We start from the raw sequence: 25,615 nt of genomic DNA on the forward strand, positions 1-25,615 counted from the left end.
TATTAAAGCTAATATCTATAATAAAAAGAGAAGTATACCTCTTTATACTTCTCTCATATTAACAATTTCTATTCTATCACAAAGAATAATTATAACCAATATATTTATTCTTTTCTATACTTAATGTAATATTCTCTTAAATTAATGTTTCCAATTGTCTTTAGAGTCTCTATTATTTCATTTTCTCTTAAGACATAAAGCAAATTCATTTCTTCATCTAAAACATAAAATATATTAAATCTATTTTTATCAATAATTCTAAGAAGATTAACCATATCTTGTTCACAATATACAGAAGTTACTCTACTGTCTATGTATTTCTTATTAATTAATCGTTCCCTCTTTTTAGTTATATCACCCATAATTATATACATTACCTTTCTTCTCTCATTATAACTTAAATAGATTATAAATATTCCTGCTAATATACTAGTTATATTTATTTCACCTAAAATTACAATTCCTAATATAGACAACAAAATAAATGCTATTCCAAATGAATAGCTTATCTTAATCAATATATTATTGACATCCTTAAAAATCATCTTCTCCTCTAATATCGCTCCTAATATTTTCCCTCCATCTAAGGGATAGGTAGGAAGCAAATTAAAAATAAATAGGACTAAATTTATTTCATAGGTAGAATAAATATATTCACTTTTAAAAATTAATTTATAAATGCAGAAAAAAATCATGGCAACAATTCCATTTAAAATAGGACCTGCAAAGCATACTATTAATTTCTCTCTTGAACTTAAATCTTCATAATCTTTTATCTCTAATCTAGCGCCTAGAATATGAAGTTTAAATTTCTCTGACTCTATATTTAATTTTAATAAAACAAAATAATGAGCTAATTCATGTATTATAATCCAAAAAAAAGCTAAAGCTAAGTTAAATTTAAATCCTAAAATAAAAAATGTAACAAGCTGTATAATTATCTTTTTATCGATTTTCACTGCTTATCTCCTAAAAACCTCATGCTTTCTTCTGGATTAACATACTCATTTTTAAATAATACCTGAATTATTACACCTTTTACTTTTTCATTCTCAGATGAAATACCTATTTTATCTCCCTCTTCTATACTGTCCCCTTCTTTTTTTATCACTTCTTCTAAATTGTGATATAAAACTTCTAAGTCATCATAATAATTCATCTTCACAGTATATGTTCCATTTTCATTTTTCACTTCACTTATGGTTCCTTTTAAAAGACTTTTTACCTCTCCCTTTGAACCACTTAAATAAAGATTTTTTTCCTTTAAATTATTATTTTCCAAAGTTTTGACTTCTCCATTAAAAGGAATTACCTTACTTTCCTTTAAAAAGTCTATAGATTCCTTCTCAATAACCTGAAAATTATTAAAAGCACTTACTTCTCCACTATTTTCAGATACCTTTTCTTCACTAGCTTGTTTAGGTTCTTTTTTTAAATTAGAATTCTCTAAATTAAAACCATCCTTTATTCCACTACTAATAGTAGCTACTATTTTACTTTCATTTAAATCTAAGTTTTTATAGTATCCATCAGTTGATATTACCTCTTTAAATTTTCTACTTAATCCTACTAAAAATTCATTTTCTACTTGTCCCATTAAAAAAAAGCTAGAAAAAATAAAAAAGCCTAAAATCGATGAGAAAACAACTTCCTTAATTACGTATTTTCCCAAACTATCTTTCTCTCTTCTCTTATAAGAACCTTTAGTTTTGAAATTCACCTCATGATTAGGAGAAGTTTTTCTTGTCTTATTTATTTTTCTATAATACTTCTCATATTCTTTGTTATAGCTACCCATTTTTTCTTCTCCTTTCTAGAAATCTTTAATTATACTTAATATATATTTTTTTTATGCACCTTATAGAACTTTTATTACAAAGTGAAATATAATAGATATAAAAAAAAATAAAAGTATTAAAATCATTATTGATCTTAATACTTTTATTCTTATTAGAATTTTAACTTTTTCTTTCTCATAGATATGTTTAAAACCAAGGCTATACTCACTATAGTTGTAAGCAATGAACTTCCTCCATAGCTTACTAATGGTAATGTTATTCCTGTTATAGGCATTATACCTATTGTCATTCCTATATTTTGTAATATAGCAAATATAAAATAAGAGGCAAATCCAACACATATTATGGAGCCAAATATATCCTTAGAGGTTTTGGCCGTCATTATTATTCTATATATCATTATTGCGTATAATAATAATAGTACCATTCCTCCTACTGTTCCCCAATGTTCACCTATTACAGCGAATATAAAGTCTGTTTGCCTTTCTGGTACGAATTCTGAGGAATAACCACCAACTTCTCCATTTAAATCTAACCCAGTTCCAAAGAATCCTCCAGATCCAATCCCTATTTTTGATTGAGTTAATTGAAGATTTATACCTAATTCATCTCCATCAGGGTTTAAGAATCCAACAAGTCTATCCTTTTGATAGTCTTTTATAAGCCCTGAATTCCAAACTAAGGCTATTGCCACTATTATTGATAAAAGCCCTGCACCTATTACTTTCATATCTAATCCTGCTGCAAAGAATATACCAAGTGCTATGAAAAATGAAACCATAGTCATACCCATGTCAGGTTGTACAACTATAAATATCATTGGTATTATTGCATACATGGCAACCTTAATAAAATTTCTAAAGTCATTTATTCTTAAATCAACTTGTTCCATCTTCTTGGCCAGCATAAGTATCATGGCCGTTTTGGCCAGTTCCGAGGGCTGAATACTTACAGGACCTAATACAATCCATCCTCTAGCACCATTTATTACACTTCCTGCAAATCTGGTTATTATAAGTAGAACTATGGATCCCCAATAGAATATCTCAACATAATTATAAATTATGTTATAATTCCAAAGTAATATTATGTACAATGCAGCCATTGATATTATAAACCATATTAACTGTTTCTTAGCGAAAAAAAATCCTCTTTGAGACTTTGTACCTAAGTATATGTTTAATATTCCAAACAGTACTATTAATATCATAGATACTAAAAGCTTATAATCAATTTCTCTTCTTAGTTTACTATCTAGTTTTAGTCTACTAAGCATTATAGTACCTCCATAAATTTTATTTATTTAACATAACTATTTATATAATACTTTATTTTTACCTATTTTCAATTACAAAATTCTGAACTTTTTAAAAGACTAATAAAAAGCTATCTCAAAAAATTTGAAATAGCTTATATTTTTAAATTATCTAGCTTTACCTTTTATATTTTTTATTGGTATATTTGCTACTAAAGATGGTGATTCCCCTTCTATTGGATTTGATTTTGTAACAGTTATGTCAACATCCTCATTTTCAATCTCTACATATTTAGAAAGCACATCTAATATTTCAAGTCTTATTTTATCTAAAACTTCATCTGATAGTTCCCCTCTATCATGGATTAAAATAACCTTTAATCTATCCTTAGCAACTTGTTTCGGCGTAGGTCTACTAGAAAAAACATTTAAAAAACTCATTTTCTCTCACCTACCCTCTTCTAAACAACTTTAATATAGAACTAAATATTCCTTGATGTTCTGTGTTTAAATCCATTATTGGAACATCTTCTCCTATTATTCTTCTACCTATATTTCTAAATGCTTGTCCTGCACTTGCTTTTTCATCTAGTACTATAGGCTCTCCTTTATTAGTAGAAACTGTTATATTTCTATCATCTGGAACAACTCCTAAAAGTTTTACAGAAAGAGTTTCTATAATATCTGAAATGTCTAGCATATCACCTTTTTTAGTCATTTCATAATTTAATCTATTTACTATAACCTCATGATTTTCTAATCCTTTAGCATCAAGTTTTCCAATAACTCTATCAGCATCTCTTACAGAAGTTATTTCTGGATTAACTACTACGATAGCTCTATCTGCCCCAACTATGGCATTTTCAAATCCTTGCTCTATACCAGCTGGGCAATCTAAAATTACATAATCAAACTCTTCTTTTAATTCATTTACTAATCTTAACATTTGCTCAGGACTTATATCATTTTTATCCTTTGTTTGAGCAGTAGGTAATAAGTATAAATTATTAAATCTCTTATCTCTTATTAAAGCTTGTTTAGTTCTACATCTATTTTCAATTACATCAATTACTGTATAAACAATTCTATTTTCTAATCCCATTAACACATCTAAGTTTCTTAGACCTGTATCTCCATCAACAACGACTACCTTTTTCCCTTGTGCCGCTAAAGCTGTTCCAATGTTAGCTGTAGTAGTTGTTTTTCCAACTCCACCTTTTCCTGATGTTATTACTATCGATACTCCCATTACTTTCCCTCCATTAAATTATGTAATATTAATAAGAATATTTATCCGGTAAATAAGGCTCTACAATTATATTATTTTCATTCAATCTAGCCACCTCCGGATATCCTGTTTTCTCAAAATCATCCGGTGATATTGTTATTTTACCTGATATAGAAATTAATTCTGGTTCTAAAGAATAGGCCGCTATTATGGCATTTTCATTTCCATTATCTCCTGCAAAAACCTTTCCTTTTAAGTCACCTAGCACAATTACATTTCCATGTGCTCTAACTTCTCCCCCATTATTAACATCACCAATTATTATCAAATTACCTGCGTAATTTAAACATTGACCACTTCTAACAGTTTTTCTTACAAATTTTGTTCTTCCCTCATAAACTCCCGAAAAAACACTACTTTGCTTTTCTAATCGTTCTTCAAATATACAATCCTTTATAAGTATCTCATCAAAAAGTACATCTTTTAACTTTGATATTTGTCTTTCATTTATATATTTTAAATCAGTAGTTACAGTTAAAGTAGCCCCTTTATAAAACTTTTTTCCTCTACTTAACTTCTCTACTAAAGAATCAAGCATTTCATCAAAATTACCAAACTTGTCCATATTTATTATGGCATTTATTCCTAGTTTATTTCCTTTTATAAAAATTCTATCATCACGCATAGTAAATTACTATCCTCCAAGTATCCAACCCCTTTTATTCTTAAGGTAAATTATACAATAAATTAATTCTCACTTTATATTATATAAAGTATTTTTAATTTATAAAAGGACTTTATGAAATAAAGTAGTAAAATTTTGAAAAAATCAATCGTATTTTAAAAACCTATTTATAATTTGTTTAATTATTTCATTAAAATAGTAATAATAATTTAAAAACCCACAGAAATTAATTCTGTAGGTTTTATATTAATGAGCTTTATTTTCATCTACTTTAGTTTTATCATTTTGATTATTGTTATCTTGATTATTATTTTGAGATTTATCATCCTCTTTTTTATTTTCAGAACTATTATCTTGTGATCCTTCAACTGGTTTTCCCGAAGAATCTAATTCTGCATTTTCTACCTTACTATTTATATTTGAATCCTTGATAGCTTCTAAAGGTGGATTCAATGAATAATCATAAGCATTGAAATCTAGATTTTTAGGCTTATAATCAGGATAATCCTTCTTTAATTGATCTCTAAAGTAAGTTTCATAAATAGTTCTTGCTATAAATGATCCATAATATCCATGACCACCATCATAAAGAACTGTTGCCACAGCAATCTTAGGATTATCTAGTGGAGCAAAGGAAATATAAACCCCGTAGTCTGTTCTTCCATAATCTGATTGATCATTTCTGAAAGTAGCAGTACCAGTTTTACCTCCTGTTACAATAGGGAATCCAGACATTATAGAACTTGCTGACCCATTAGCATTAACCCTTCTCATACCTTCTTTAACAGCATCTAAAGTAGCTTTTGACATATCAACCTTATTTAAAACTTCTGGTTTAAATTCTTCTACTAAGTTTCCTTGAGCATCAGTTATTTTATCAACTAAATGCGTCTTATATCTTGTTCCTCCATTTGCTAAGGTTGCCACATAACTTGCTAACTGTACAGGAGTAAAGTTACTTATACTCTGTCCTATAGCAGAGTCAGTAAGGTTTCTTGGTGAAACTATTTGGTAAGCAATATCTCCCACAACCCATGCAACTATTCTTTGAACTGTTAAGTTTATTGCCTTATCAACTTTTTCATCTTCATCCTTACCTTTTATTCCATTAAAGTTTTTAATACTTTCTTGATAGGCAGAATCTAAATTATATAAAGTTTTAAAATCCTTTTTTAAAGACTCACTTAAAGCTTTTTCATCAATAGTATTTCCATCTCCAAGCTTATTTAGAGAATTCTCTATATCTTTTTTTATAGATTCCTTAGCCGCTGCTAACTCTTTAGAATCCCTATCATTAACCCCTATATTCACCTGTGGAAAATCAGGAGAAGGAGAATTAACAAAGGTTCCCTTTTCAAGAGAATCAACTAAAGTAAATCTCATAAGAGCTATTGTTTGATTTTTAAAAGATTCAAAATTATAAACCTGACCAAAATTTTCAGATATTTCAATTCCTGTTGAAGCCTTTTTATCTGAATTTGGATCAACACCTAATCCAAACTGCCATGCATATTTTGCAATAGAATCTAAAGCTTCCGTACTACTCTTCTTATATCTTCCATCTCCATATGGATCTCCACCATTTTTATAATACATCTTTACGGCAGAGTCAAAATAATATGAGTTTGATGAATGTTCTAATGCAGTATATAAATCTGCATATCCTGTATAGTTTTTATCTCTTGGCCAGTTTGCAGGATTTTTACCAAATATCTCTGGATATGTTCCTCCAAAGTTTTGCCCATTAGCATAAACTGTTGAACTTGGAGTTATAACCTTATCCTCTAAGGCAGCCACACTGGTAACAGGTTTAAAAGTAGATCCTGGTGGAATCATCCCTAAAGTAGCATAATTATAGAATCTTTTTGGATAAAGATCATATAAATCTTCCCTTAATCCAGTTTTTGAATTTTTAGGGAAAAGATCATCTACTGTTTTATTTAAAGCATTTCTAGCTATAAATTGCTGTGCAAAGGCTTCGTAATCTGGTTGGAAGTATTCCTTTGCCACAACTGGATCTAACTCTCCCTTAGCAAACTCATTTGGATTAAATCCTGGATAACTAACTAAAGCTAAAACCTTTCCTGTATCTACTTCTATAGCTACTGCCGCTCCTCTTGTTGCGTTCTTAGTATTTACATCGGAATCCCTTGTATTCCTTGTTTGAAGAAAATCTAAAAGATATTTCATTGAAGTTTCTGCTGAATATTGAATATCCTTATCTATAGTTAAATGTACATTATTTCCTGGGTAAGATTCTAAGTCATAAAGCTCCTCTTTTTTTCTACCAGAAGAGTTTACCTTAACTGTAGTTCCTCCCTTAACACCTTTTAGTTCACTTTCAAAAGCTGCTTCTATACCAGCTTTTCCTATTAAATCAGTAGAAGCATCATATCCTCTTGCTTCATACTTAGCTTTTTGATCTCCATTTATAGAAGCTACATATCCTAAGAATGAAGAACCTAATTCATTGTATGGATAGTATCTCATTGGCTCTATACTTACATCTATCCCTGGTAAATCATTAAGCCTTTGATAGAATATAAATGCAGTTTCTTTGTTTATGTCCTTAGCTATTGTAACTGGTTTATATCCTGAGAAACTTTGCATTTTCATAGCATTTTTAACAAGCATATATCCTCTTATATCTTGAAGAGAATATTTCTTTAACAATATATCTGTTATCTCTTTTGGTTCCATATTTTTATATGACTTAGCCTCTTCCTCTGTAGGATTTAAAACGTCATATAATTGATATTCCTTTACTAAGAAATTAAAAGCCTCATCTGGAGTAATCTTTAGAAGCTCTTTATCTATTTGATCTTCTTCCTCAGCAGTTAAATCTCCTTCTTTATTCTTAAAAAGAACATTTTTAACCTTATCACCCATTCCAATATCTTTTAAAAGTCTTAGTTTTTCAGTATCACCTGAAACATCAAAATAAAGTTCTCCATTTTCATTAATTCTAATCTTAAAATTATCTAATATACTTTGATTATTTTCTTTTAAAATAGAATAAACTTTATCTATAGTAGTATAAAAGTTTTTCTTAGATTCATCTGTTTCAGTAAATGTTAATGTGTATGTTTGTCTATTAGTAGCTAAAATGTCCCCATTTGAATCATAAATTTTACCTCTTGGAGCCTGTTCTGATAGAAATCTCATAGATCTAGTATCAGCTCTTTGTTTAAATTCTTCATAATTAAATACTTGAAGATAAACTAATCTTGCTACTATAGATACAAATACTATTATCATTATTCCTATGAGAATTTTATATCTATCTATAGGCGTTTTTCCATTTATTGAACTTCTCATGTAACCACCTATTTTTCACTTATTTTCCATTCTCTTTTCATAAGATCTCTGTTGCATAATTTATAAACCCAATTATACATAAAGAATCCTATAACTACGTTATAAAGTACCATAATCCAAAAGCTTAATAAGTTTATTCTTATATTAATTAAATTTAATATAAATGCCACTATAAAAAACTTTATTATGGTAAGTAAACCTACTGATAGTACCGGAATTGTTTTTTTATGCTTAAATACACTTTCCCCAATATACGCAGCTATTAAGCACACTAACATATTTACTAACATATTTACCCCAAAGACATTTACAAAATAAACATCTTGAAGGAAACCTGATAAAACTCCTATAAATACCGCTTCCCAATACCCACTCATAAGAGCATATAGTACAGCAAAGGTGAATAATAAACTAGGATAAACACCTTTTATAGAGAAAAAAGGTACCAGAGTATTATCTACTATAAATAGTAAAAGACATATTAATATTAGTATTAATCTTTTCACTTTACTCCCTCTTTTCTAATACTTAACTATACCATCTCTCTCTGATGGTGGTACAACTACAAATAATTCTTGTAAATTATTAAAATCAACATATGTTTTTAATATAGCGGTTTTCATAACTTTAACATCATCTGATTGTACTGATGTTACTTCACCAATTCTTATTCCTTTAGGATAATATCCTCCAAGGCCTGAAGTAACTACTGTCTCACCTTCTTTTATTGTAGAATTCATAGGTAAGTTAGTTATCTCTGCTTGCATCTCACTACCATTTCTATATCCTTTAACTATTCCGTCTCCTGAATTGCTATCTCCTTCAATAGTTGCTGCAACAGCTACGTTTTCATTTAATAAAGTCTGTATTTTTGACCAGTTTGAGTGAACTTCTGTTACAACTCCCACTAATCCTTCTGGAGAAATCACTATGTAATCTTTTTTAATCCCTTCACTTGATCCTTTATCAATAGTGTAACCTTCTACAAAGCTATTTCCGCTTTTTCCTATTATGTTTGTACCGATATATTTATATTGATTATTTTCCTTAGAAAAATCAACTATTCCTCTTAAAACATCATTTTGACGCTTTAACTCATTGTATTCAACTAATTGATTTTCTAATTCTAAATTTTTCTTTTTTAAATCATTATTTTCATTCTTAACATCTGAAAAGTTATAGAAGAAATCAAAGACATCATGAACTTTATCACTTATTGTGTATACAACCTTCTGCACAGGGTTTAAAACAGTACCAACTCCACCTGAAATTGGATTTTTAGAATCACTCTTAACAGTAAATATAATTATTCCTAAAAAGGCAACTGACAGTACTATAACAGTTACTGCCAGTTTATTCTTGAAGAATTTCATATTCTATCCTCTTTGTTGTTTAACTATTAAATCAAACTTATCTAAAGCTTTTCCTGTACCTAGTGCAACACAGTCAAGAGGTGATTCTGCTATATGAACAGGCATTCCTGTTTCTTTATATATAAGTTCATCTAGTCCTTTTAGGAATGCTCCTCCTCCAGCAAGCATTATTCCTTTATCCATGATATCAGCTGCTAATTCTGGTGGTGTTTTTTCTAGAGTAGTTTTGATTGATTCTATTATTGATGAAACTGGCTCTTTTAAAGCGTTTCTTATTTGTCCTGCATCAACCACAACAACCTTAGGAAGTCCTGATATTAAATCTCTTCCTTTTATATCCATTGTTTGTTCTTCTTCATTCTCATCAACTTTGTAAGCTGATCCAATTTCCATTTTTATTTGCTCTGCTGTTCTCTCACCTATCATTAAGTTAAATTCTCTCTTAATGTAGTTTATGATTGATTGGTCTAACTCGTCTCCAGCAACTCTTAATGATTTACTAGTAACTATTCCACCTAGTGATATGATAGCAACCTCAGTAGTACCTCCACCGATATCAACTATCATACTTCCTGTAGGCTCATCAACTGGAAGTCCTGCTCCGATTGCAGCAGCCATTGGCTCTTCCATTAATATTACGTCTCTTGCTCCTGCTTGCTTAGTAGCTTCTTCTATTGCTCTTCTTTCAACTTCAGTTACTCCTGAAGGGAAGCATACTATTATTCTTGGGCTTGTGAATGCACTTTTGTTTGTTATCTTTTCTATGAATCTCTTAAGCATTGTTTGAGTAACATCGAAATCAGCAATAACTCCATCTTTTAATGGTCTTATAGCCACTATGTTTCCTGGTGTTCTACCTATCATTTGCTTAGCTTCAGTACCAACAGCTAATGATTTTTTTGTTAAGTTGTTTATAGCAACAACTGAAGGTTCTCTTAATACGATCCCCTTTCCTTTAACGAACACTAGAGTATTTGCAGTTCCTAAATCTATACCCATGTCTTTTGTCATTCCAAAATTAAATAAACCCATTTTTAATCCCCTTTCCTAATCACAATATGTCTTTTTCTTTAAGACTTATGAATCTGTTATCTCCTATTATTAAATGATCTAAAAGCTCAATACCCATCATTTTTCCACACTCTTTTAGTCTTGTTGTTATGTTTATATCATCTCTACTAGGTGTTGGGTCTCCTGAAGGATGATTGTGACATATAATTATAGATGCTGCGCTATCTTTAACAGCCTCTCTAAATATCTCTCTTGGGTGTACTAAAGAAGAATTTAGCCCACCTTTAAAAATTTCTTTTTTAGATATTACTTTATTTTTAGTATCAAGGTTTATTAGAATCAACACTTCCTGACGTAGCATTCTAAGTTCATCTAAAACCAATTTTGCTACATCTGATGGCTTTGAAATTTTAACCTGCGCTAACTCAGAAACCTTAAATCTCTTATATAATTCACACATGGCTAAAATTTGAGTTGCCTTAGCTTCCTTAACACCTTTTACCTCCATAAGCTCCTTTGCTGAAGCTTTAAAAAGTCCATTCAATCCACCAACACTATGTATTATTCTATAAGACAATTCAACTACATTTGAATCCTTATTTCCAGTTCTAAGAATTATAGCTAAAAGTTCCTCATTAGATAAAAACTGAGCTCCATAAAAAAGTAGTTTTTCTCTTGGCCTCTCACCAGATGGAATTTCATTAATTCTTATATTTTTAGACATATTACAACTCCTTATTTAGAAATTAACATGCCCATTGAAAGTAATTTTAAAGTATTGTTATGTCATAGTTTTCTAATGCTTTATATAGTTTATTCAAGGGCAATCCCATGACATTGTAATAACATCCCTTTATTCCCTCTACAAAAGCACCACCTAAGCCTTGAATTCCATAAGCTCCTGCTTTATCCATAGGCTCACCAGAATTTATGTAATTTCTTATCTGTCTAGGATTTAATTCTGAAAATCTTACTTCTGTACAGTCGCAATCAGTCACTACAGTATCATCATAAGTATTTATTAAACAAATACCTGAATATACCTTATGAGTATTACCACTTAATGAAGATAACATACTAAAAGCATCCTCTTCATTTTTAGGCTTTTCCAAAACTTTTCCATTTTGAAAAACAACTGTATCCGCAGCAATAACTATAGATGGCTCATTAAGTCTTTTTGAAACCTCTATAGCTTTATTTCTAGACAAATCTTTAACATACTTTTCAATATCTCCCTTAAAGTCTATAGTATTTTCATCAAAGTTTGACTGAACTACTTCAAATTCTTTAACTATTTTTTCAAGAATCTCAACTCTTCTTGGAGATTTTGATGCTAAAATAACCTTCATTTTTCCACCTTACCTTATATCTAAAAAACTTTTGAATAATCTTATTTTTCCTTAAATAAGGTCTTGTATTCTTTATCCTATATAGTTTATCATTTATTATTTTTATAAACAAGTATAAATGTACGTGTATAGTAAATTATAAAGAAAAAAATGAAAGAGAATTTAACTCTTTCATTTTCATTATAATTTAAAAATATGTTACTATAAATTAAAAATAAATTACAATTATTTGTTTACTTTAAAATTATTTAAAGTATTAAACACTATTTGGTAACTTTCTTCTATATTTTTTTTAGTTATTTCATCTGGAATTTTATTTATACCATCTTTTAATTCTTTAAACACTTTAAAATACTCAGAATCACTGTGTTCCTCTAAGCTATTAACCCATTCTTTAAACTCTGTTGTCTTAACACCCTTAACAGAATCCTCTTTTAATTTATTTATTATATTTACATAACCATTTACTATCTCTATAATCTCATTACTACACACATCAGTTTTTGGAATCATAAATCTTCCCTTTGTATTACTAACACCTTTTTCATTTAATTCATTAGAAAGTTTAGTAGCTTCTTCTTCATTTCCAATGTGAACTATTACCCTATAATTTTCCGCTTCACTTAAGGATACTGCAATATAATCATCTTCTAATTGAGCCTTTACATTATTTGCATTCTCTTTATTTGAGTAGAAACCACATTGAATCATTACATACTCTTGTCCACCTACACTTTCAGCCATTACTTTATTATCTTTCGGCTTTTCATCTTCTTTTGATGCTTTGTTATTTTCCTTATCTTTCTCATTTGTCTCTTTATTTTCTCCAGAAGTTGCTTCTATTCTTTCCTTTTCTGCTGTTTTCTTTCCTTCAGGCCATATAAACTTAGACATTGCAGTTGATATTACAAGTGCCACAACAATTACCCCAATAAAAAGTAATATAAAGCTTTTACCATCATTGTTATTATTGTTGTTATGTCCATTACTCCTTTTTTTATTCTTTACATCAATTCTAGTGTACTTCACCCTTCCCCCAACCTTTCTTTTAATTTAACTTTACTAAGCATTTTTCTTTTTACAAATTATGTAAAGCCCCTCTTTATATATTCATTTTACATAATTTGTAAAATTCCTTCTTTTAATTTTATTTTTCTTAAATTTTACATTTTAATAATAAATAAAAAGCTTTATTGAAATTTGCTTTTAGAATTCAAATCAATAAATTCCATAAAGCATTATTTTCAATAAAGCTTAAAAACTAAACTAATATATTATTTTAATAACAATTTATTTATCTAACAAATGATATTTTGCATAAAACTCTGGTGTTCCTAAACTTCTCTTAGATATAAGTCCTCCGTGATAATCTGATCCACCTGTTATTATTAGATTATTTTTTGTACAATAATCTACTAAGTATTTTATTGTATCCTCATCATGATGCGGATGATAACACTCTATTCCATCTACACCCCAGTTTTTAAATAATTCTAACATTTCATCTAATTTAAATTGAGACTTTCCATACTTAGGATGAGCTAAAACAACGATTCCATTAGCTTTTTTTATAGTTTCTATAACTTCTTTAGGATGAGGAAAATCTGGATATTTCAAAGCTCTTTCACCAACAAATATTTTATTAAAAAACTCATCAATATTTTTGCATATTCCTCTATCAATTAAAAAGTTAAGAGTTTTCCATCCCCCCTTTGAAGGATCATGTTCATAAGCTAAATAATCTTCAAAATCTATATCATATCCAGCATCAATTAATTGCTTTATTGAATTATCGTCTTTCTCTTGAAGCAATCTATCATTATTTTCTATTAAACTCATTAACTCTTTATTGTTTTTATCAAAATTATAAGCTAATATGTGAAACTGTTCTCCATTTATTATGCTTGAAACCTCTACCCCTGGAATGAATTTAATATCCATTTCTTCAGTTAAATCTTGCATTTCCTCTAAGCTTCCTATAGAGTCATGATCTGTAACTGAAAATAGTTTTATGTCTTTTTCTACTATTTCCTTTAATAACTCCTTTGGTGTAAGTGTTCCATCAGAAGCTCTAGTATGCATATGTAAATCAGTTCTTACTAAATTCATGTCTATATCCTCCCATAGTCTAATATGTTTATTATTTACTATTTTATTTATTTATTCTTTTTATATATTTATTTATATCTCTCTATAAAATAATAAGGCTGTATCTAACCTTAATTGTAAAACTTATAAGTAATATTATAGATAAAATTTAGAATTTAATTCTCGCCATAGAAATTATAGGCTTAAGCTAAGTTCAAAGCTTTATAAGGATTTATTAGAAACCTTCAATAAATCCTTATAAAAATCCAATAATTCTAAAATATATTTATAAGTTTTTTAGGTAATTTAGATACAACCTTAAATTAATTCTTAATTATTTTATAGCTTTTAATATTTCAACTAAGAAATCCCAAACATTTTTTACTGAAGATATGCTAACATGTTCATTTGGAGTATGAACATCATACATATTAGGACCAAATGAAATCATATCTAATCCTTCTATTTTTTCTCCTAATAATCCACATTCTAATCCAGCATGTATAGCTATTATTTCAGGATCTTTTCCTGTCATATTTTTATATACATTGCTGCAAAGTTCTCTTATTTTTGAATCAGGATTATATTGCCAAGCTGGGTATGGTGCTTGTATTTCAAATTCTCCACCTAATACTTCTGCAACATCAGCTATTTCATCTAAAAGTTTAGTTTTTAAAGTTTCAACTGAACTTCTTGTTGAACTAGCAAAGACAATTTTATCTCCTTCTGTAGTAACAACACCTAGGTTTGTTGAACTTTGAACTAATCCTTTCATTTCTATACTATAAGTATCAACTCCATCAGGAATTAAGTTCATTATTTTTATAGCCTTAAATGTAGTGTCTTTAGAGAATACTTTATGATTTTCTTCTTTTTTAACTAAAGTTACATTAACTCCACTATCATTAGTATGGTATTCATCCTTTAATATTGAATCCCATTTTTGAATTAATTCTTCTAATTTTTTAACATCTTCTTTTTTAACAGCTAGTAAAGTATCACATTCTCTTGGAATAGCATTTACCTTAGATCCACCATTAATTGATATTAATCTAATATCACAGTTAGCATTAATATCATTTAATACTCTTCCCATTAACTTATTAGAGTTTCCTCTTTGTTTATCTATTTCCATTCCAGAGTGACCACCCTTTAGTCCTCTTAGCATGATTTCATAAACTTCAAAATCTTTTTCCATTTCTTCAAAGTTTATTGGTAAAGTAACTTCACTTCTAGCTCCACCTGCACAGCTTACTAAAAGTTTTCCTTCTTCCTCTGAATCTATGTTTAAAAGATATTTACCTTTTAATAAAGTTCCATCTAAGGCAATTGCTCCACCCATTCCAACTTCTTCATCAGTTGTAACTAAAAGCTCTATAGCAGGGTGCGCTATATCATTTGAAGCTAAAACAGCCATTCCATAAGCTACTGCTATACCATTATCTGCTCCTAATGTAGTTCCTGTAGCATATATATAATCTCCATCTACTCTAAGTTCAATAGGATCTTTTTCAAAATCATGTATAGTATCTTTATTTTTTTCACATACCATATCCATATGACCTTGTATTATTACTCCTGGTGCATTTTCATATCCTGGAGTTGCAGGTTTTCTTATTATTACATTTAATGATTCATCTTGTATTGTTTCAAGTCCTAAACTTTTTCCAAAGTTAACTAGGAAATCACTTATTCCCTTTTCATTACCTGATCCTCTTGGAATTTGTGATATTTCTTCAAAATATTTTAAAACACTTTGTGGTTCTAAACCTTTTAATACATTCATTTTTTACCCATCCCTTCCTATTATTGTGGTAAAATATAATTAATTTAATAATTTATTCTATTATATCAAATATATCAAACTTTTAAAGCAATCACTAAACTATTTTAGTTTAAACAAAATGAGGTGGTTTTTATGCAAAAAACAAAAATGATATTTACAATTGGTCCTGCAAGTGATTCAGAAGAAATTCTAAGAGAGTTCATAAGAATTGGTATGAATGCAGCTAGATTAAACTTCTCACATGGAGACCATGCAAGTCATAAAGAAAAGATAGAACTTATTAAGAGACTTAGAAAAGAAGAAAAATCAGCTACAGCTATCTTATTAGACATTAAGGGTCCTAAAATAAGAACACATAATTTTAAAAATGGCGAAGCTGAATTAAAAAATGGTGATGAATTCACATTCTCTTGCGGAGATGAAATATTAGGTGATAACACTAAATGTTCAATCTCTTATAAAGAACTATATGAAGACATAAAACCTGGTGGATCAATACTTGTTGATGATGGACTTTTAGAATTTAAAGTAAAGGAAGTCCGTGGAACTGATATAATATGTGAAGTTATTGAAGGAGGTACTATAAAAGACCATAAAGGTGTAAATGTACCTAATGTACCAATCAAACTCCCTGCAGTAACTGAAAAGGATAGATCTGACTTAATATTTGGTTGCGAAATGGAAGTAGACTTTGTAGCAGCTTCTTTCATAAGAAAACCTGAGGATGTACTTGAAGTTAGAGAAATTCTAGACTCTCATGGTGGAAAAGATATAAAAATAATATCAAAAATAGAAAGCCAAGAAGGTGTAGATAACATAAAAGAAATAATTAAGGTTACTGATGGTGTAATGGTTGCTAGAGGTGATATGGGAGTAGAAATTCCTATAGAAAATGTACCTATAATTCAAAAAAATATAATTAAGAAATGTAATCAAGCAGGGAAAATAGTTATAACGGCAACTCAAATGTTAGATTCTATGATAAGAAATCCAAGACCTACTAGAGCTGAAGCTTCTGACGTATGTAATGCCATATTTGATGGTACAGATGCCATAATGCTTAGTGGAGAAAGTGCTTCTGGTAGCTTCCCTATAGAGGCAGCAATGACAATGTCTAGAATAGCAAAAAAAGCAGAAGCTAACTTAGACTATAATTATCTTTTAAGAAGATTAAAGGATCCAAATCCAAATCCAGATGCCTTTGCAGATGCCATAAGTTATTCAGCATCAAAAACAGCTAGCAAATTCCCTACAAAAGCTATAGTAGCAGCCACTCAGACTGGTTCAACAGCTAAGATATTATCAAAATATAAACCTAGCTGTCCAATAATAGCTATTACTCCATATGAAAAAGTTAGAAGAAGCCTAGCTTTAAACTTTGGAATAATTTCTAAGAAATGCGCTTATTTTAATAGCACAGATGAGATCATAGAGGAAGCTAGAAAAGTAGCTAAAGAATTCCAAATAGCTGAAACTGGAGATAATATAATGGTAGCTGCTGGGTTCCCAACATCAATAACTGGTGGAACAAACATGCTAAAAATTGAAAAAATATAATTTAATATAAAAAAGGGCCATATCAAAATATAATAATAAAACTTACAAACAGTATGAAGAGAATATCTAGATGAGCTTTAGAATTTAAATTATTACGTAGAAAATATCACGTTAAAAAGCTAAGACTGTTCGAAGCGTAGCAAGTTTCGAAGCTTTAGTGATATTTTCGAAGTAATGATTATAAATTCTTAGCGAAATCTAGTAATTCTCAGAATATGTTTGTAAGTTTTTATTTTTAGAACTATAGATTTAATCCTTTGAACAAGTCAGCTAATGAATAACCTTCCTCTTCATCATTATACTGCATATATTCATTTGAAGTTTCTACAGCATCTTTTATACTTAAGCTCATTTTCTTGTTTTCATCATCTATATTTAAGATTTTAACCTTAACTTCTTGACCTAATTCTAAAATATCTGATGGCTTAGCTATATTTTCATCAGTAATTTCTGAAATATGAACTAATCCTTCTATTCCTGGTAATACTTCAACAAAAGCTCCAACCTTTATAAAATTAGTTACTTTTCCTGAAACAACATCACCAACTTTTAATCCTTCTAATGTTTCCCATGGATTTTTAATAACATCTTTTAATGAAAGTGCTATTCTCTCTCTATCCATATCCACTTCTGATACAAATACTTCTACTTCATCTCCAACTGATACAACCTCTTCTGGCTTATGAACTCTTGACCATGACATATCACTTAAGTGAACTAATCCTTCTACTCCACCAATATCAACAAAAGCACCAAACTTAGCTAATCTAGTTACTTTTCCTTTTCTTTTTTCTCCTTCTTTAATTGAAGACCAAAGAGCTTTCTTTTCATTATTTCTTATTTCTTCATCTATTACTCTTCTTGAAACAACAACTTTTCTATTCTCTTTATTAAATTCTATAACTCTAACTTCTAAAGTTTTTCCTACTAATTCTTCTAAATTCTCTATTCTTCTTCCTGCACATTGAGAAGCTGGCATAAATACTCTAAGACCATTAAAATCTCCTACTATTCCACCTTTAACAACTTCTTTTAAAGAAACTTTTATTGATTTTTCTTCTTCAAATGCTTCTTTTAAATCATCCCAAACCTTTATTGCATCTGCTCTTTTCTTTGATAGAAGAACATTTCCTTCTCCATCATCTCCACTTAATACCATTACAAATATATCATCATCTACATTTATTGAATTTATATCAAAATTCTTATCATTTGAAATTTCATTTCTTGGTACCACACCATCTGCAAAATGACCAATGTTAACTATTATTTCATCATTCTTTACGCTTATAACTTTCCCTTTAACTATTTCACCTTTATGAAAATGCTTTAACTCAAAGCTATCCATTAATTCTGACATTGTAAGATTTTCACTCATATTTACATCTCCTTTATTTAAGGCTTACTTTATAAAATATTTTACATAACTATATGTTATAAAACAAGTAGGCATATAGCTTATTGTAGTTTTATATAAATAAAAAATTACCTAATAACATATTGCCATTAGGTAATTAAACAATTTAATCTTCAATTGAAACTAATTCATAACCAACTTCTTCTAAAGCATCTCTTAAAGTATCTTCATCAACTTCAGTATCAACAACAGCTCTGCCAACTTCTACTTCTAAAACATCTACTCCATCAACGTCTAATAAAGCTGCTTCAACGTGTCTAACACAATTTGAACATGACATTCCATCAATCTCTAAAATAAGTTTGCTCATAAAAAAAATCTCTCCTTAAAATTTTAATTTATATTATTTATTTTAATTTTATATAATAATTCATAAATATTAACCCTTAAGTTTTTAATATCTATGATTTTTAGCTAATCTCTAGTAAATACCCATGTATCTCCTTCAGAAAGCCTCTCATTAAATTCATATCCATCTAAATCAAAGTTTTTTATGTCTTCTGATTTAGTAATCCTATTCTTCGTTATGTATCTAACCATTTGTCCTCTTGCCTTCTTAGCATACACCGTAACAACCTTATATTCAATACCTTTTCTTTCTTTAAATACAGGGGTTATAACTCTAACTTTTTTCTCAATTTTCTTTATAGACTTATAATACTCATTAGAAGCTAAATTTATAATAACTTTTTCCTTGTGATTTTCTAAATCTTTTAAAACAGCTTCCATTATTTTATTTCCCCAAAAGTCATAAAGATTTTTAGAGCCATCAATTGAAATTTTTGTTCCCATTTCTAATCTATATGCCTTTGTTCCATCTAAAGGCTTTAATGCCCCATAAAGTCCTGATAATATTCTTAAAGAGTCATTACAAAATTCTAAATCTTCTTTAGTAAAATCATCTGCATCTAGCCCTCTATAGGCTTCCCCTTTAAAAGATAATACAAAGGGTTTTTCATCACCATAGTAAATTGTATTCCAATCTTGAATTTTGGTGAATGTTTGCACTCCTAAATCTTCACTTATTTTCATAAGTGGGCATAAATCTTGAATTTCTAATTCCTTTAAATTATTCATGATTACTTCAGCTTCACTGATAAAAATAGGTTTGCTTGTTTCTATATCTAAATTTGGTTTTGTTAAATCTAAAGTTTTTGCAGGTGATAATAAAGCTATCACAAGTATCACCTCTTTCTAATTTTATTAAAAACATTATATAATAAAATAATTTTATTTAAAACTACCCTAAACATATTATTATAGAATTATTTAAATATACTTAATAATAATACTTTCAGAAGATTCAATCAATATATTTATAAAAAAAATTAAGGCCAAAAGACCTTAATTATTTTTATATAGACTGTTATAACAGTGATTTATTATATCACTTCTTTTTATTATTCCTATAAATATCCCATTATCATCAACAACTGGTACAAAGTTTTGAGAGATTGCTAATGATATTAAACTTTCCATATTTTCATTAATACAAACACTTTTGTGTTTAACTCTTCTTGGTATTTCCTTTACACTAACTGTGTTAGTATTTTTAAAATTAAGCTCTGGATTTCTTTTTAAAGTCCAAAGTAAGTCCCCTTCTGTTAATGTACCCACATATTTTCCTGTTTTATCTATAAGTGGAATAGCTGTATATCCATGATGCTCCATTCTTTCGATAACTTGTCTCATTGTTGCATCAGTATATTCATATGCTACTTCACTTTTTGGTGTTAGAAAAAAAGCAATATTCATAATATATCAGTTCCCCTAATTTTTTATAGTAATTGTTATACTTTTATTTTATCATATATATGTTTTTTTAAGTGACAATCTATTGTCATTTAGCTAACTTTTTAAATTTATAGTCAAGATCAATGTATTCTGTGTCATTTATTAAAGAGTTTGTAGATTCATAAACTAAATTACCTGATAAGGTCTTTTTTAGTACAACCTCTTGTCTAACATTTCTATTGCATTTTGGACATTTTCCTATTGATACAAATCTCCAACTAAATAATCTAAAAGGATGGTCCATTTCAACTTTAATATTACATTTAGGGCATTTGAATTCTACATCTTCACACTCTAAATTATAATTCTTTAAATCTTTAACCCTTATAGAAGGCATATTGTAGACATCTTCTACTATATACTCTTTTACCTTTTTACCATTATATAATCTTTTAAAAACCTCTGCCGTATAAACAGCATCATTTAGTGCATCATGTAGTTTACTTTTATCCATTTTTATCTTTAACTCTTCTAAAGCATGTTTTAAGCTTAAAGATTTTTTATGCGCTAATATCTTTGTGCAATATTTTTGTATATCAATATATTTTTTTATCCAACTTATATTCTTATATGAATGATACTTAGCATTATTAACTATGTGAACAATGTCATCAGTAGCCCAAGAACAAAGTATATCATCTTCCCCAATAAAATCTTTAAGGTTGTCCATGGCATCTTCGAATTTAATTCCATCTTTTAAATGATCTTCAGTTATTCCTGTTATATCTATTATCTTTGGATTTAAAACCTTAAATACTGATGGTTTAATATATGTCTTAAACTCATCAACCTCTTGCATGAACTTATTTAATTTTATAGCCCCAATCTCTATTATTTCATTATAGGAATCTAATTCCTTTAAATCTTTCTGCTCATTATAAATATTAGGATAAAATTTTGTAATATTTTGCATATTATTAAATTCTAGGTCTATTATTACATACCCCATTCTCTACATCCTCTCACTATCTATATCCATATATAATTATGCCATGAATTTTGGATTTTTTCATTAAAATTGATTTATTATTTACTTACTACTTTTTCTAATAATAAATCTTAATTATCCTATCTAATAACTTTTATTTTATTTAGTTAATTCCTAATTTTCAATAGACAAAACTTAACTTTTATTTAAATAAAAAAGGGGGCTGTATCAAAATATAACAATAAAAGTTATTTTGATACATGCCCTTTTAATTTCTAAAACTTAGTCCAAAGTTCTAATGCTCTATTAACTAAGCTTTCATGTCTATCTTTTAATGAATCCATGTTCCAATCAGATAATTCTAAAACTTCTTTAGTTATAGCGAAATCACTTTTCTTACTTAAGTATTGTTCAACTTTTTCAGCAAATGGTTTATTGTTAGCTCTAGTATTTTTAGCTCCTGTTATTATAACTAAGTTACCAAACTTATTAGCCCAGTTTCTTCTTTGATCAGCTGAGAAGTTATCTTTCCAATAAGCTTCTTTAGCATTTCTAGGAAGAACATGCTCTATCATAATCTTATCGCTATAATCTAAAACTTCATTAGCTCTCTTTTCCATATCAAGTCTTACGAAGATATACTTAGGTATCATCATTCTACCCTTACTATAGAAATCTATATCATTTAAAGCATTTTCAAAGTATGCAGTTGTTCTCTCTAAGTCATATAAGAATACTGGTGCTTCTTTTATTTCTTCTAAAGAATCTTTTTCTTCTATAGCTTCTAAAATTCCATAAACTCTATTTAATCTATCAGCAAATGAATTTCCGTTTACCCAATCAATAACAAGTCTTTTTTCTAAAACTTTAACAAATTCTAAAACTAACTTATCATCATTGAATTTCTCAGCAAATCTAATAACTGATGCCATCCAATCATCATATGGTAAGAATTCTCTCATTATGTTTATTAAATTTTTATAATAAGATTTTTCTTCCTCTGATACTCCTTCAAGATTACCGTCTATTATATACTTGTCATATAAAGCTTTTACAGCAGTTAAATGATTTACAAAGTTAACTCCTAGATATTCTGGTTCATTTCTAAATATCTTTTTGCTAAACTCTTCATATACGCTTTCTTCAACTTTATTTTTAAGCTTCATTGTTCTCATGAAACCTATGATTTGATCTAGTTTTTCCTTACCTAAATCTTGTTCATGACTTTCCCAAATATCAGTGTACTCTTTTCTAATTTCAGGGTTCATAACTCTTAAGTTTTCACTCTTTAAAAGATCTGAATCTGTTAAAGGTAATCCTCTTGCATTTATTACATTGAATAATCTAAATGCTGAAGTGAATGATTCTGTTGTTATTACAACTAGTACAACTTTTTGAAGTAAATAAACTATAAACTCATTTAACTTTTCTTCTAAAAGTTCTCCATTTTCATTAAAGAAACTATCTCTAAATACTTCTATTGCATTAACCATATTTTGTTTAGCTTCTGAAAGTTCTTCCATGTCTAAATCTTTAACTAATTCTGTTCCACCATTAGTTAATATGTACTTTTTAAAGAACTCTTCTTCTTTTCCTCTAGCCTTAACTCTTATGCTCTCTTTAATTCCCATAAGAACATTTGGTTTTTGATATATTAAATCAGATAATACTTTTTTATACTCTTCATTATCTATTAAATCTCTTATTGCAGCAATTAACATGATTATAGATGTAAGTCTTTGTTGTCCATCTATTACATCATATATTCCACAGCCATCATCCTTATATTCCTTAGAACATAAAACAATGCTTCCTAAGAAATATGGCTCATATTGATCAAACTCTTTATTTCCTCTTGCTTTATTTAGTTCTACTGACTCCCAAATATCCTCAACTAATTGCTTTAAATTTTCTTTAGTCCAAGAATATGCTCTTTGATAATCTGGGATTTCAAATAAGAACTTATTACTTAATAAATCCTTTATGTAATATTCTTTTGCTTTTACCTTTTCTGTAAACAAAATATACATGCCTCCTAATTTTTTGCTATTTATTCTAAGTCCTCTTTTACTAATAACTCTACTCATGAAAAAAAGCCATTTAAGGCTTTTTCACTAAATACATCATTTGTTTATTATATCAAAATTAATTTAATTTGTCTAAAATTAAGTTATTTTGCTGTTTATATATAGAAGTATACTTTTATTCAATATCTATTCCAGCCATCTTCATTAAATATCTAGCATTTCTTGTTTGTGAAACACCTTTTCTTAAAATATAATCAAACTTTAATTTATTATCCTCATAATATTCTCTAAAATTATAATTTTGTATAGTAGAATCTTTTTTCTCCATATCGCAAAGTTCAAAATCATGAGTTGAAACTAGTCCTAAGGTATTTCCTTCTAAAAGCTGATTTATTAATATCTCTGCTCCCTCATGTCTATCTAAGGAGTTTGTTCCTTTAAATATTTCATCTAACAAGAATAAAATCTTTTCTCCTCTTTTTACTCCTTCAACTATAATCTTTATTCTAAGTATCTCTGCATAAAATGAAGATATACTCTCTTCAAGATTATCTCCAGTTCTCATACAGGTATAAACTTTTAATATTGGAGCTTCAAAACTTTCTCCTTTTACAGGAAGTCCTAGATAAGCTAATATACAATTAAATCCAACAGTTCTTAAAAATGTACTCTTACCTGACATATTAGATCCTGTTATTAAGATTACTCTCTTATCCTTATTAATATCAAAACTGTTTCCAACGCCTTTTTCTCCTAACATAGGATGGCTAAGATTTTTTCCCTTTAAAGTATAGTCATCATTTATTTTTGGTGTAGCCCATCCATGATTATTGTAAGTAAATCCAGCTAAAGAAACTAAAGCCTCAAAATCACCTAAAGAAATCATCCATTTATAAAACTCATCTTTATTAGAACTCTTCCACTTTTCAAGCTTTGATAGAATTTGATAATCCCAAAGCAAATAACAGTTTAATAAAAGATAAAAGGCATTTCCCCTATCATAAAGCCAGCTAGTTATCTTTTCTAAGCTTTTAAGCTCCTTACTAGCACTTTTGCCATTCATATCTAAGTTACTTTTTATACTTTTTATTATATTAGACTGGAAATTCTCTTTTTCTATTAACTCTAAAGCCTCTACATAGGTTTTTATTCTATATTTTAAATCTTCAAATATATTTAATCCTTTAATAACTTCCTTATTGCCAAGCTTCAAAATACCATAACTTATAACAAGAGAAATTAATAGTATTTGCCATGAAATAACATTCATACCAACTAAAATAGTAATTCCAATATTTATTACTGGCATTATTATTCTAAGAATATTTAATAAAGGCGATATGGCTTTACTGTCTTCTTTTAACCATTCCCCTAAATACTTCTCTTTTTTTCCTTTTTTATCTTTTAATGAAGCTATAAATTCATGTCTAAAATCTACTTTTTTAGAAAGCTCCTTTAAAGCTTCCTGTCTTAATAAAATTTCTTCTTTATTTGGAAGTTCTTCTAACTTTAATAAATGGCTTAATTTCTCTCTTCCATAAACAGTACCAGTTTCATTTATCCATTGAAATAAAGAGTTTTTCCCAAATATATCTAAGTCATTTATAAAAGGATGCTTATTATCTAAATATTCTTCTCCTAAATCATTAAATTCTCTCCACTTTCCCTCTAACCTAAGAATCTCTTTTTTATTAACCTCTATAAGAGCTTCTCTTTTACTTATTTTATTCACTATACCTTCATGAACCTTTGCTAAATATAAAAATAATATAGAATTTAGCAAAAATAATATGATCCCAAAGCTTATTGAGCCTATGCTATAAGCGTAGTAAATAAAAAATAAAATACTTAAAGAAACTACTAATCTTAATGCGCTGATTATATTATAGTCTCTCTTTAATCTCTTTAAAGCACTTGAATACTCTTCTATTCTTTTTTCATAAATATCTTTTCTATTCTCCATATTTATCCTCTCAAAACACTTTTTTAATATTATACCA

23 protein-coding genes are annotated in these 25,615 nt (G+C 28.4%); 1 reads left to right on the plus strand and 22 read right to left on the minus strand.

All coding sequences use genetic code 11. The features are described 5' to 3' along the window. Window positions 1–104: 104 nt before the first annotated feature. The 15 genes from CPF_RS11645 to CPF_RS11715 all read right to left on the minus strand — a co-directional run bounded on the left by CPF_RS11645 (window position 105) and on the right by CPF_RS11715 (window position 15,892). Entirely contained in the window at window positions 105–959 is an 855-nt protein-coding gene (locus CPF_RS11645) for a site-2 protease family protein (protein ID WP_003455164.1), read from the minus strand. After that, entirely contained in the window at window positions 956–1,798 is an 843-nt protein-coding gene (locus tag CPF_RS11650; RefSeq protein WP_003454782.1) for a peptidoglycan DD-metalloendopeptidase family protein, read from the minus strand. The genes CPF_RS11645 and CPF_RS11650 overlap by 4 nt, the downstream gene beginning before the upstream one ends. A gap of 152 nt (window positions 1,799–1,950) precedes the next feature. Continuing rightward, window positions 1,951–3,075, minus strand: coding sequence for a rod shape-determining protein RodA (gene rodA / locus CPF_RS11655; RefSeq protein ID WP_003454998.1), 1,125 nt, complete (start codon window positions 3,073–3,075; stop codon window positions 1,951–1,953). A gap of 147 nt (window positions 3,076–3,222) precedes the next feature. After that, entirely contained in the window at window positions 3,223–3,495 is a 273-nt protein-coding gene (gene minE, locus CPF_RS11660) for a cell division topological specificity factor MinE (RefSeq protein WP_003452508.1), read from the minus strand. A gap of 10 nt (window positions 3,496–3,505) precedes the next feature. Then, the gene (gene minD, locus CPF_RS11665) at window positions 3,506–4,303 is read right to left on the minus strand and encodes a septum site-determining protein MinD (RefSeq protein WP_003452408.1); all 798 of its coding nucleotides are present in this window, start codon (window positions 4,301–4,303) and stop codon (window positions 3,506–3,508) included. Window positions 4,304–4,331: 28 nt separating this feature from the next. Next, window positions 4,332–4,967: a septum site-determining protein MinC gene (gene minC / locus CPF_RS11670; protein WP_003452463.1), complete on the minus strand. Its 636-nt coding sequence runs from the start codon at window positions 4,965–4,967 to the stop codon at window positions 4,332–4,334. A 246-nt stretch (window positions 4,968–5,213) separates the two neighbouring features. After that, a complete protein-coding gene (locus CPF_RS11675) occupies window positions 5,214–8,285 on the minus strand; it encodes a penicillin-binding transpeptidase domain-containing protein (RefSeq protein ID WP_003455183.1) in 3,072 nt (1,023 codons plus the stop codon). 8 nt (window positions 8,286–8,293) lie between these two features. After that, the gene (gene mreD, locus CPF_RS11680; RefSeq protein ID WP_003455077.1) at window positions 8,294–8,791 is read right to left on the minus strand and encodes a rod shape-determining protein MreD; all 498 of its coding nucleotides are present in this window, start codon (window positions 8,789–8,791) and stop codon (window positions 8,294–8,296) included. 15 nt (window positions 8,792–8,806) lie between these two features. Continuing rightward, entirely contained in the window at window positions 8,807–9,658 is an 852-nt protein-coding gene (gene mreC / locus CPF_RS11685) for a rod shape-determining protein MreC (RefSeq protein WP_003452517.1), read from the minus strand. Between the two features lie 3 nt (window positions 9,659–9,661). Continuing rightward, window positions 9,662–10,690 carry a rod shape-determining protein gene (locus CPF_RS11690; protein ID WP_003452282.1) on the minus strand — a complete coding sequence of 343 codons (1,029 nt, stop codon included), beginning with the start codon at window positions 10,688–10,690 and terminating at the stop codon, window positions 9,662–9,664. Between the two features lie 19 nt (window positions 10,691–10,709). Further along, window positions 10,710–11,393, minus strand: coding sequence for a RadC family protein (gene radC, locus CPF_RS11695; RefSeq protein ID WP_003455187.1), 684 nt, complete (start codon window positions 11,391–11,393; stop codon window positions 10,710–10,712). Between the two features lie 46 nt (window positions 11,394–11,439). After that, a complete protein-coding gene (locus CPF_RS11700; RefSeq protein ID WP_003455083.1) occupies window positions 11,440–12,018 on the minus strand; it encodes a Maf-like protein in 579 nt (192 codons plus the stop codon). A 225-nt stretch (window positions 12,019–12,243) separates the two neighbouring features. Then, window positions 12,244–13,047, minus strand: a complete 804-nt coding sequence (locus CPF_RS11705; RefSeq protein ID WP_003454754.1) for an SPOR domain-containing protein — start codon at window positions 13,045–13,047, stop codon at window positions 12,244–12,246. A 261-nt stretch (window positions 13,048–13,308) separates the two neighbouring features. Beyond that, complete coding sequence (locus CPF_RS11710) at window positions 13,309–14,127, minus strand: PHP domain-containing protein (protein ID WP_003454845.1); 819 nt, start codon at window positions 14,125–14,127, stop codon at window positions 13,309–13,311. A 313-nt stretch (window positions 14,128–14,440) separates the two neighbouring features. Beyond that, complete coding sequence (locus CPF_RS11715; protein WP_011591059.1) at window positions 14,441–15,892, minus strand: aminoacyl-histidine dipeptidase; 1,452 nt, start codon at window positions 15,890–15,892, stop codon at window positions 14,441–14,443. A gap of 132 nt (window positions 15,893–16,024) precedes the next feature. On the opposite strand from CPF_RS11715, the gene pyk reads away from it, so the two are divergent. Next, window positions 16,025–17,449: a pyruvate kinase gene (pyk, locus tag CPF_RS11720; RefSeq protein ID WP_003452279.1), complete on the plus strand. Its 1,425-nt coding sequence runs from the start codon at window positions 16,025–16,027 to the stop codon at window positions 17,447–17,449. 241 nt (window positions 17,450–17,690) lie between these two features. Here pyk and rpsA read toward each other — a convergent pair whose 3' ends face one another. The 7 genes from rpsA to CPF_RS11755 form a co-directional block, all read right to left on the minus strand. Beyond that, window positions 17,691–18,827, minus strand: a complete 1,137-nt coding sequence (gene rpsA, locus CPF_RS11725) for a 30S ribosomal protein S1 (RefSeq protein WP_003454971.1) — start codon at window positions 18,825–18,827, stop codon at window positions 17,691–17,693. Between the two features lie 145 nt (window positions 18,828–18,972). Next, window positions 18,973–19,176, minus strand: coding sequence for a heavy-metal-associated domain-containing protein (locus tag CPF_RS11730; RefSeq protein WP_003452305.1), 204 nt, complete (start codon window positions 19,174–19,176; stop codon window positions 18,973–18,975). A 104-nt stretch (window positions 19,177–19,280) separates the two neighbouring features. Then, window positions 19,281–20,045: a peroxide stress protein YaaA gene (gene yaaA / locus CPF_RS11735; protein ID WP_003455051.1), complete on the minus strand. Its 765-nt coding sequence runs from the start codon at window positions 20,043–20,045 to the stop codon at window positions 19,281–19,283. Window positions 20,046–20,210: 165 nt separating this feature from the next. Then, window positions 20,211–20,621, minus strand: a complete 411-nt coding sequence (locus CPF_RS11740) for a CBS domain-containing protein (RefSeq protein WP_003452437.1) — start codon at window positions 20,619–20,621, stop codon at window positions 20,211–20,213. Window positions 20,622–20,706: 85 nt separating this feature from the next. Then, window positions 20,707–21,609 (minus strand): 3'-5' exonuclease, encoded by a 903-nt coding sequence (locus CPF_RS11745; protein ID WP_003452466.1) that lies wholly within the window; start codon window positions 21,607–21,609, stop codon window positions 20,707–20,709. 254 nt (window positions 21,610–21,863) lie between these two features. Next, window positions 21,864–23,609 carry a DUF262 domain-containing protein gene (locus CPF_RS11750; RefSeq protein WP_003454902.1) on the minus strand — a complete coding sequence of 582 codons (1,746 nt, stop codon included), beginning with the start codon at window positions 23,607–23,609 and terminating at the stop codon, window positions 21,864–21,866. Between the two features lie 181 nt (window positions 23,610–23,790). Then, window positions 23,791–25,578 (minus strand): MutS family DNA mismatch repair protein, encoded by a 1,788-nt coding sequence (locus tag CPF_RS11755; RefSeq protein WP_003454750.1) that lies wholly within the window; start codon window positions 25,576–25,578, stop codon window positions 23,791–23,793. Window positions 25,579–25,615: the final 37 nt, after the last annotated feature.

Origin of the sequence: Clostridium perfringens ATCC 13124 (genome assembly GCF_000013285.1) — a bacterium.
Classification (GTDB): Bacteria; Bacillota; Clostridia; order Clostridiales; family Clostridiaceae; genus Sarcina; species Sarcina perfringens.